The sequence below is a fragment of the Kaarinaea lacus genome (genome assembly GCF_975902315.1).
On the sequence record NZ_CDLKIE010000401.1, the window covers coordinates 1 to 9,174 of the forward strand.

At 50.9% G+C, this 9,174-nt stretch carries 2 protein-coding genes; both read left to right on the forward strand.

Features of this window, described 5'->3' with window-relative positions:
• Positions 1-1,006: AgmX/PglI C-terminal domain-containing protein (locus tag ACWVCM_RS12685; protein ID WP_455202124.1), on the forward strand; the 1,006-nt coding region annotated here is incomplete at its 5' end.
• 153 nt (positions 1,007-1,159) lie between these two features.
• A partial coding sequence (locus ACWVCM_RS12690) for an isopeptide-forming domain-containing fimbrial protein (RefSeq protein WP_455202125.1) occupies positions 1,160-9,174 on the forward strand: 8,015 nt, incomplete at its 3' end.

Consider the following 9,174-nt stretch of genomic DNA (forward strand, 5'->3'; position numbering starts at 1 on the left):
CCGCCAGTATGAGATTGAGTATCTATTAGATGAGATAGATATTCTCAAAGAGCGCGAAGAAGAAGCCAAGCATGAATACATTGTAGAGCGGGAAATAAAACCCATTCCTTACCGCGTCACGGTTATGCCGTGGACCAAGAAGGGTAAGGACGAGAAAAAGTTCCGCAAAATTCTGTTGCTTGCATTGTTAATCAGCATATTGCTTGGCTGGTTAATACCGTTGTACGAAGTGCCCATACCGGATCGCGCTGAAGTCGTGGAAGTACCAGAGCGTCTTGCCAAGTTAATCAAGAAGCAAAAGCCCAAGCCCAAGCCGAAGCCAAAGCTGGAGAAGAAAAAACCTGACGAGAAGAAAAAAGCGGACAAGAAAAAGCCGACTAAGGAAGAGCGCAAACAGGCGCGCGAAAAAGTGAAAACCAAGGGCGTGCTGGCATTTAAAAATAATTTTGCCGACCTGCTGGATGACGCGTCACTGGACAAGCTGGGTGCAAACGCCAACTTGAGTAATGCGGGTTCTACCGCAACCAGAACCAAACGCTCAATACTCACTTCCCAGGCGAAAAGCAGTAGTGGTGGTATTAGCAGTGCGGCAATTAGCCAGAATGTTGCCGGCACGGGTGATCAAATCGAGGCCGTGGCATTTTCTCGGGTTGAAAGCGATATTGGTACGGCAGTGGGGGATGATCGCCCGCTGAGTGATGGCCCCGGACCTTCACGTACTGATGAAGAAATACAAATAGTATTTGATAAATACAAGGCGGCGCTCTACAGGATTTATAACCGCGAATTGCGCGTCAACCCGACATTGCAGGGTAAGGTCGTCATGCGCATCACCATTGAGCCGGATGGCAGTGTATCGCTGGCGAAGGTGGAATCCACGGACATGGACGCGGAGAAAATGCTGGCCAGGATTGTGGCGCGTGTTAAACGATTCAACTTTGGAGCGAAAGAAGGCGTTCCACAAATAACAATATTATATCCGATTGACTTCTTGCCAGCGTCCTAGGTGGCGCCGGCAGGAAAGTATCCTTGTAGTTTCAAGCAGTATCTCAGGAGTTATCTATCGGGACAAAGTCGACTTGACGGGAAAGCATGTTTGTTGATTAGCAAATAGCAACAAGTTCGAAAAAAGGACGACAACATGAGGAAAATGGCAGTCATGTCAGCATTGAGATTGCTCGCGCAAAGGGCATGGCGTGCTGCTGCCTCGTTAAAAGTACCAGGGACATTGGTAAAAGATAATTCATCAGTCTGTACATCCAAAGTTCACGAATCCAGAAACAGTAAAAATAAAATCCCTGGCGGGTGGCTGGCGTTCCTGTTGTTTTTCGGTGCGCTATCGTCAGCCCAGGCCGGGGAGTTTTGTTCCGCGGACCCATTCTTTGGCACTATCAACGGCAGTAATCCTGCTCACCTGGCTGCACTGGGGACCCAGATTACCATTGACACAGACTGTACTTTCGTTAATTTTCCCACAGGGAATGAGCTTACCGTCACCCTTAACTTTCAAACCAATGATGATTCAGTCTATCTGATTACCTTTGACAATGTGATTTTTACCGGCAACATGGCATGCGCCAACATTGACCACAGGATCTGGTTTGTTAACGGTTCGGATTATGGTACCAAAAATAACTGCCAGGATCTTTTTATACCGGTAGAGGCTATTAATAAGCAAAATCCGGCCGGTACAACAACAGTGGGTATTGGCGAGCCTTTTACCTATACGCTCAGAATTCCCGTTTTGTATGATCCGGTAACTCAAACTTTTATCAACAACGCGGGTTCAGCAAACGATTTACACAGTATCACTATTACCGATGACCTTAATGCCACCGGGGCGGATCTCACGTTAGTCGGTACGCCCACAGTAACCTGGGTGAGTAGTGGTACGCCGGTCACCCATACTTTTACCAATGTGGGTGGTTTGCTCACCTTCGAAATCGATCCGGCGAGTAATCCCGGGGTAATTATTCCAGCAGGCGAGCAGCTGGAAATTGCCATTACTGTCGTAGCCGATAATACCAATGCCGCGGGTACAACGTTTGTAAACACCGCTAAGTGGTCATTCGGCAGGCTGATTAACATTGACCTTGATGGTGATGGCGTACCTGAACCCAATTTCTTTGATCCACTGCCAGGTGAAAATGGGGTAACAGATCCGCTGACGATTGGAGAGCCCGATCTTGTGGTTACCAAGTCCAGTCTGGATACGGCGATGAATCTTGGTAGTCCGTCGACTTTTACCATCGATGTACAGAATGTTGGTGGCGCTCGCGCGTGGGATGTGACGATAGCCGACCAGTTACCCGACACGCCAACCGCCGGTATGTGCGATACCGATCCTACCGCATCGACTACCGCAAGAGTCTATGCCGCCGACGGTGTTACGCCGGTTTCCGGTGTATTAACTCAAGGTGTTGACTACACAGTCACGTGGGATACTTCACCACCACCGCCGGTTTGTGAACTTAGCCTGACAATGCTTACTGCGGCTGCTTCCATCGGACCCACTGAACGTTTAATTATCACCTATCAAACACAACTGGATGCCGATACGACTGCAGACGGTGCGACACTTACCAATGTTGCCGGTGCGACACAATGGTTTAGTGGAGTCGGTGCTTACCCTCGAACGACTTATAACAGGTCGTTAACCAACGGCACTACTGGCGTTGACGATCACGAAGACAGTCATACCATCACTACGGCATTAAGTGGCTATATCTTCCAGAAGACAGTGCAGAATGTATCCACCGGCGACAATCCCGCTACTCTCGCTACGCCGGGCGACACCTTGCGCTATCGTTTGCGCCTGTTTAACTTCACCGAAGTGATTGATGATGTCACGATCACCGACACCCTGGATGCAACGCGCTTTGACCTTAGTTCGTTCAACATGGTGATTCCGCCACCCGCAGGTGCAACTTTTACCTATAATAACGTTACCGGTCAGTTACAAATCATTGGTAATCCGCCGCCACTGGACCTGGCGCCACCCCAGGAATTGTTAATCGAATTTGAAATTGATTTATTACCAACGCTGAGCAACGGCACTGTAGTATCCAACCAGGCCACGTTTAATGCCAATGGGCCGCCAGCCCTTACCGCTGATAGTGACGATCCTTTCGTTAACGGTATTGCATTGCCTGGTGATCCCGCTGATCCTACTAATATTACTATCCAGGCGCCTGGTCCACTGAGTAAGACAAACGGCCAGGCAACGGCCACCATTGGCGAACAATTTACTTATACTATTACCGTTCCAGCGACACCCATAAGCACACCACTGTATGACGTGCGTATTCTCGATGACTTAACAGCTTCCGCAGCGGATATGAGTTTCGTTAGCGCAACCGTGGTTTCGGGCGGCACCTGGAATCTAAGCAATACCGGGACTTCGACTTCACTGGTCATTGAAGATACCGGCACCGGTATTGATATTCCTGCCAATGGCCAGGCGGAGATTGCCGTTACCGTACGGCTCAGTAATACCGCGACCAATCAACGCAACCTGCTTTTTAGTAACAGTGCTTCTTACACTTATAACCGCAGTAACGGTGACAATAATACGCAAACAGCGACGGGTTCTGGTGCTACCGGTAACATGTCGATTGTTGAGCCAGAGATTACCAGTATTGCCAAGAGCACGAATAACAGCGCGCCATCACTCGGTGATATCGTGCGTTACTCGGTCACATTAACGGCAGCGAGTGGTGCTGGCAATTCGGATGTTTATGATGTTACGTTGATCGACAACCTGGATCTCGGGCTGGAATATGCCGGGAATCCAACGGTTACCGGCGCAGGAAATACCATACTTGCGCCTGACATTACCGGCGATGGTGTGACCACGGCGCAAACCCTGGTATGGGGTGTCATAGAAGCCGACATTGATATTCCCGCGGGTACGACGATTACGATTGCCTACGATGTGCGTGTACTGGCCAGCGCGCTCAATAATCAAGTGCTGAACAACAACGTTGTTGCACAATGGTCCAGTATTGACGGCTCTAGCGGTGGTGAACGTACCGGCGTAGACGGAATTGGTGGCCTAAATGATTACACGACGGCACCGGCTACCGTTGCGATGACCACAGCACCCGATGCCCTTGCAAAACAGAACACCCAGGCGACAGCCGCTATTGGTGAACAGTTTGCCTATCGGATTACAGTGCCGGCCACACCACAGTCAACTGCATTGTATGATGTGCGAATCCTGGATGACCTGAGTGCCTCAGCGGCGGATCTCAGTTTTGTCAGTGTATCCAGGGTGAGTGGTTCGCAAACGTGGACACCCATCAATACCGGTACGGCGACGAACCTGGTAATTGAAGATACCACTAACGGTATTGATATCCCCGCTGGCGAGCAGGTAGTCATCGATATTTTTGTGCAGCTGGATGACACGCCAACCAATGCCAACGGCATAGCATTTAATAATACCGCGACGTACACCTTTAACCAGGCAAATAATTCGCCGGCGACCCAACAAACGGGCCTGCCTGGTACGAGCGCTGACATGAATATTGCGGGCCCCGTGGATTTGACGCTGGAAAAATCCGGTCCTGGTCCTGCCATCATGCGCATTGGTACACCGGGAACGTTTACCCTGAATATACAAAATACTGGTACAGGTACCGCCTACGACCTGACGGTTCAGGACGATATTCCTAATCCCGTCCCTGGCGGCATGTGTGATGTGCCACCCGCTAATATTACGGCGCAAATGTATCTTAATGACGGGACAACGCCGTTTGGTGCTGCGTTGGTGGAAGGCACGGATTTTAGTGTGAACTTTGTTTCAGGTTCGCCGACCTGTACGTTGACTTTTACGATGATCACGCCGGCGGCTGCCATTCCTGCCGGATACTGGTTAACGATTACCTATGACTTAACGCTGGATACTGACTCGCCCAATGGTGATAGTTTAACGAACTATGCCTGGACAAAAGAGTGGTTCAGTGGCGATACAGCGGGTAATGGTGCCACAGGGCAAATTCGTACTTATACAAGAAACTTGTCCGCCACGGATCCCGGAACCGACGGTACCCTTGATCACGAAGACCTGTTTACGGTAACTACCGAGGCGCCCGTCATTCAATTTGATAAATCTGTCGTTAATGTCACCACAGGTGAAGATCCAGGTTTAAATGCTTCACCGGGTGATACTTTGCGTTATCGCATTGTTGCCACCAATATCAGTAACCTGGATGCACCGGATTTTTCCATAACTGACGAAGTAGACCGATTGAACAGTCCTGCTGTATTCGTGCCGGGCAGCTTGAATATTATCAGTGTACCTGCCGGAGCCGATGCATCCAGTAGTGATCCTAACGGTGGCGCTAATGGTACCGGTATTGTGGATGTGCGTAATCTTTCACTGGATGCAGTGGGCGGCGCCAATACCAGCATTACCATAGAATTTGAAGTTACATTGGTTGATGTGATCGACAGTGGTACCGTGGTATCGAACCAGGCTTTATTACAGCTTTATAACCTGGTGCCGCAGCCCAGTAGCACAGCCCAGACAACCATCACATCCGCGCCATTGTTCCAGGTTTATAAAACCTCCGATGACCTTACCGGCCTGGCGACGGAACTGCTTCCCGGCGATACCTTGCGTTACACCATTACCGTACAGAATATCGGTAATGAAAACGCGGTCAATGCAACGCTGCAGGATTTAATTCCTGGTAATACCACGTATGTGGACGGTAGCACTACCTTGAATGGTATCGCATTAACGGATCCAGCAACTGGCGTGTCGCCTCTCGAAGCTGGCCTGTTGATCTATGCGCCTGAAAATATGACGCCGGGATTCATGCGTGCCGATGCCACGGCGACGACAGTGAATGTAGCGACGATTACCTTTGACGTTACGGTTAACAGCAATGTTATTAACGGCACCATCATTTCCAACCAGGGTTACCTGAATGCCGATGGCGCCGGTACCAGTGGTGCTATTCCACAACAACCTTCTGATGATCCCGATACGGCAGTACTTAATGATCCCACTCGCGATATCGTGGGTGACTTGCCCTTGATCGATGCCATTAAAACCGTCACATTGGCGGTCGACAACAGCACGCCCGGCGTAGTGGATCCTGGCGATACCCTGCGTTATACCATTACGGTAACCAACTATGGCCAAAAGGAAGCATCGGGTGTGACCCTGACCGATGCTGTACCTGTGGATACCACCTATGTTGCAGATACTGTTTACCTGAACGGTTTACCGGTAGGGCAACCGGATGCGGGCGTATCACCGCTGGTTGCCGGCATACCCATTAGTTCGGCTGACTTAACGCCACCGGTGCCCGTTGTGGGTTACCTGTCACCCGGTGGTACCGCCACGATCACCTTTGATGTCATCGTTAATGCGGCGACACCATCCGGTACCGTGATCAGTAACCAGGGCTATGTGGCCAACAACGAAACACCCGTAGAACCAACTGACGCTGATGGCCTGGATAACAATGGTGATCAACCCACGTTAATCACCGTCGGTAATGGTCAGCAGCTCTCGATTGCCAAGTCCGTTTCCGTCGTGGGTGGTGGGCCTGCCGTTGCCGGTGGCCAGTTGGAGTACCTGATCCGGGTAACCAACGTGGGTACCGTACCGGCCACCGATGTAGCTATCCTGGATGATCTGGATACACCGGTTCCGGATCAAATGACTTACGTTCCCGGCACTGCGACGCTGAATGGATTGCCCAATGGTATTGTGTTTCTCGATCCTACTTTCACCGTTGATTATGCCGGTACATACGGGCTGTTAATGCCGGGCCAGGTTGCCGAGTTTCGTTTCCGGGTACAACTGGATGCAGCATTAGCCATCGGCCAGATTGTTACCAACATCGGCCAGGTCAACTGGAATGCCATGACCCAGTCGGCTACATCGACGGTGTCTATTGATATCGGTGCCACACCAGGGGTTGCTAATCTTAATGGTTCGGTCTGGCATGATGCGAACTTCGATGATGTGTTCGATAGTGGCGAACGTTCCCTGGAAAACTGGATCGTCGAGATATACTTCAAAGGCAATCTGCTCGATACCGTCACCACTGATGCCAATGGTCAATACGCGGTGAATGGATTAGCGCCAAACTATTTTAGTACTGACCGTTATGAATTACGTTTCGTCGCCGCCGGTGCGGGACCCAACGCGGCCAAGCTGGGTATGGCAACTTCGGCGTTTACCAATGACCTGCACCATATCTATGACATTATTACTTATCCAAACACCAACCTGCTGGACCTGAACCTGCCTGTTGATCCGAACGGGGTGGTGTATGACTCTGTGGTACGTGTGCCCATAGCGGGTGCGACGGTGACCATGCTGGATGCCGCCACCAGTGCGCCGCTACCGTCCACCTGTTTTGATGATCCGGCACAGCAAAACCAGGTAACGGCACGTGAGGGTTACTACAAGTTTGATATCAACTTTAATGAACCGGAGTGTAACCGTGGTAGGGATTATCTTATCAGCGTTACACCACCTCCAGCAGGATACGTGGCCGGTGAATCATTTGCTATACCGGCGGTAAGCGATAGTGATACACCCGCATTCTCGGTGCGCGGCTGCCTGGGCGGTGTAGATGATGCCATACCCGGTACTGCCAGTCATTGTGAAGTGTTGACTACTGAGATTCAGCCTGCGCTTTCCGTTGCACCGGGTAGCCCGGGTACGAACTACCACTTGCATCTCACCCTGGATAACGGGCAAGTCCCCGGCGAAAGCCAGTTGTTCAACAACCACATTCCGCTGGATCCGGACCTGGGACAGGTTGTAACGATTACCAAGACGACGCCCATGGTGAATGTTAGTCGTGGTGAGCTGGTACCGTACACGATTACAGTGAACAACACATTGCCGGTAGCGTTAACGGAAGTTTCTATTATTGATAGATTCCCGCCTGGATTTAAATACGTGCCGGGCTCCGCGCGGATTAACGGCGTTGCACAAGAGCCGGTACTGAGTGACCTGGAGTTGATATGGAACATTCCTTCCATGGATGTCGATACCACGTATACCATGGATCTCTTAATGATCGTCGGCGCAGGTGTCCAGGAAGGGGAATACGTCAACCGGGCACGCGTACAAAGTAACCTGGATGCGAGCAACGCCACTGCTGAAGCTTCAGCAACAGTGCGCGTGGTTCCGGACCCCACGTTTGATTGCTCTGATGTGATTGGTAAAGTGTTTGATGACCGCAACAAGAATGGTTACCAGGATGAGAATGAACCGGGAATAGCCGGAGCGCGTATCGCTACCGCGCAGGGCTTGCTGGTAACAACAGACCAGCATGGTCGCTTCCATGTAACTTGTGCGGCGATACCGGATGAGCAGCGTGGCAGTAACTTTATCCTGAAACTGGATGAAAGATCCTTGCCCACCGGCTATCGCATCACAACCGAAAATCCCCGCGTGCAACGTCTCACCCGCGGTAAAATGAACCGTTTCAATTTCGGTGCCACCGTACACCACGTGGTGACACTCAGCGTCGCCGATGGTGTGTTTAAAACCGACTCTGTCGAAATGCGTCCACAATGGACACCACGCCTTGGCCTGCTCATCGAAGAATTGCGCAAGCAGGCGTCCATATTGCGTATTACCTATCTCGCCGATGTTGAATCCGCCGGCCTGGTGGATAAACGCATGGCTGCACTGAAGGCACGTATCCTCGAATCGTGGAAACAGGTTAGCGATCAGGATCTCGTTATAGAAATTGAAGTGTTCTGGCGTCATGGTGGACCGGTTGACGATAAAGTCAATGTATCCGACGACCAGGGTATGATGGATTATGTGTCCGGTGCATTCGATCGCAATAATTTTGGTAACGATACTGAAAGCCAGCTTCCCAATGGCTATGCCTATACACCGTGGATGCAGGATCCAGCCTTATTCACGCCGGACGAGGAAGTGCAGTATGAAACCCGGGAAGTGGCAGAGAAAACTTATACCACCAAAAAACTGAAAGACCTGGTACCGCCCATATTGTTCAGTTCGGGCAAGGCGGACATTCCTGATGACTACGTGAGTAAACTCCGGGAAATTCTCGATGGCATGCGGGATCGTGTTAACGTGCGCCTGCATTTTATCGGCCATACGGATAGCGAAAAACTCAGCGGCGTACTCAAAGCGCAATATGAAGATAACCTGGGACTGTC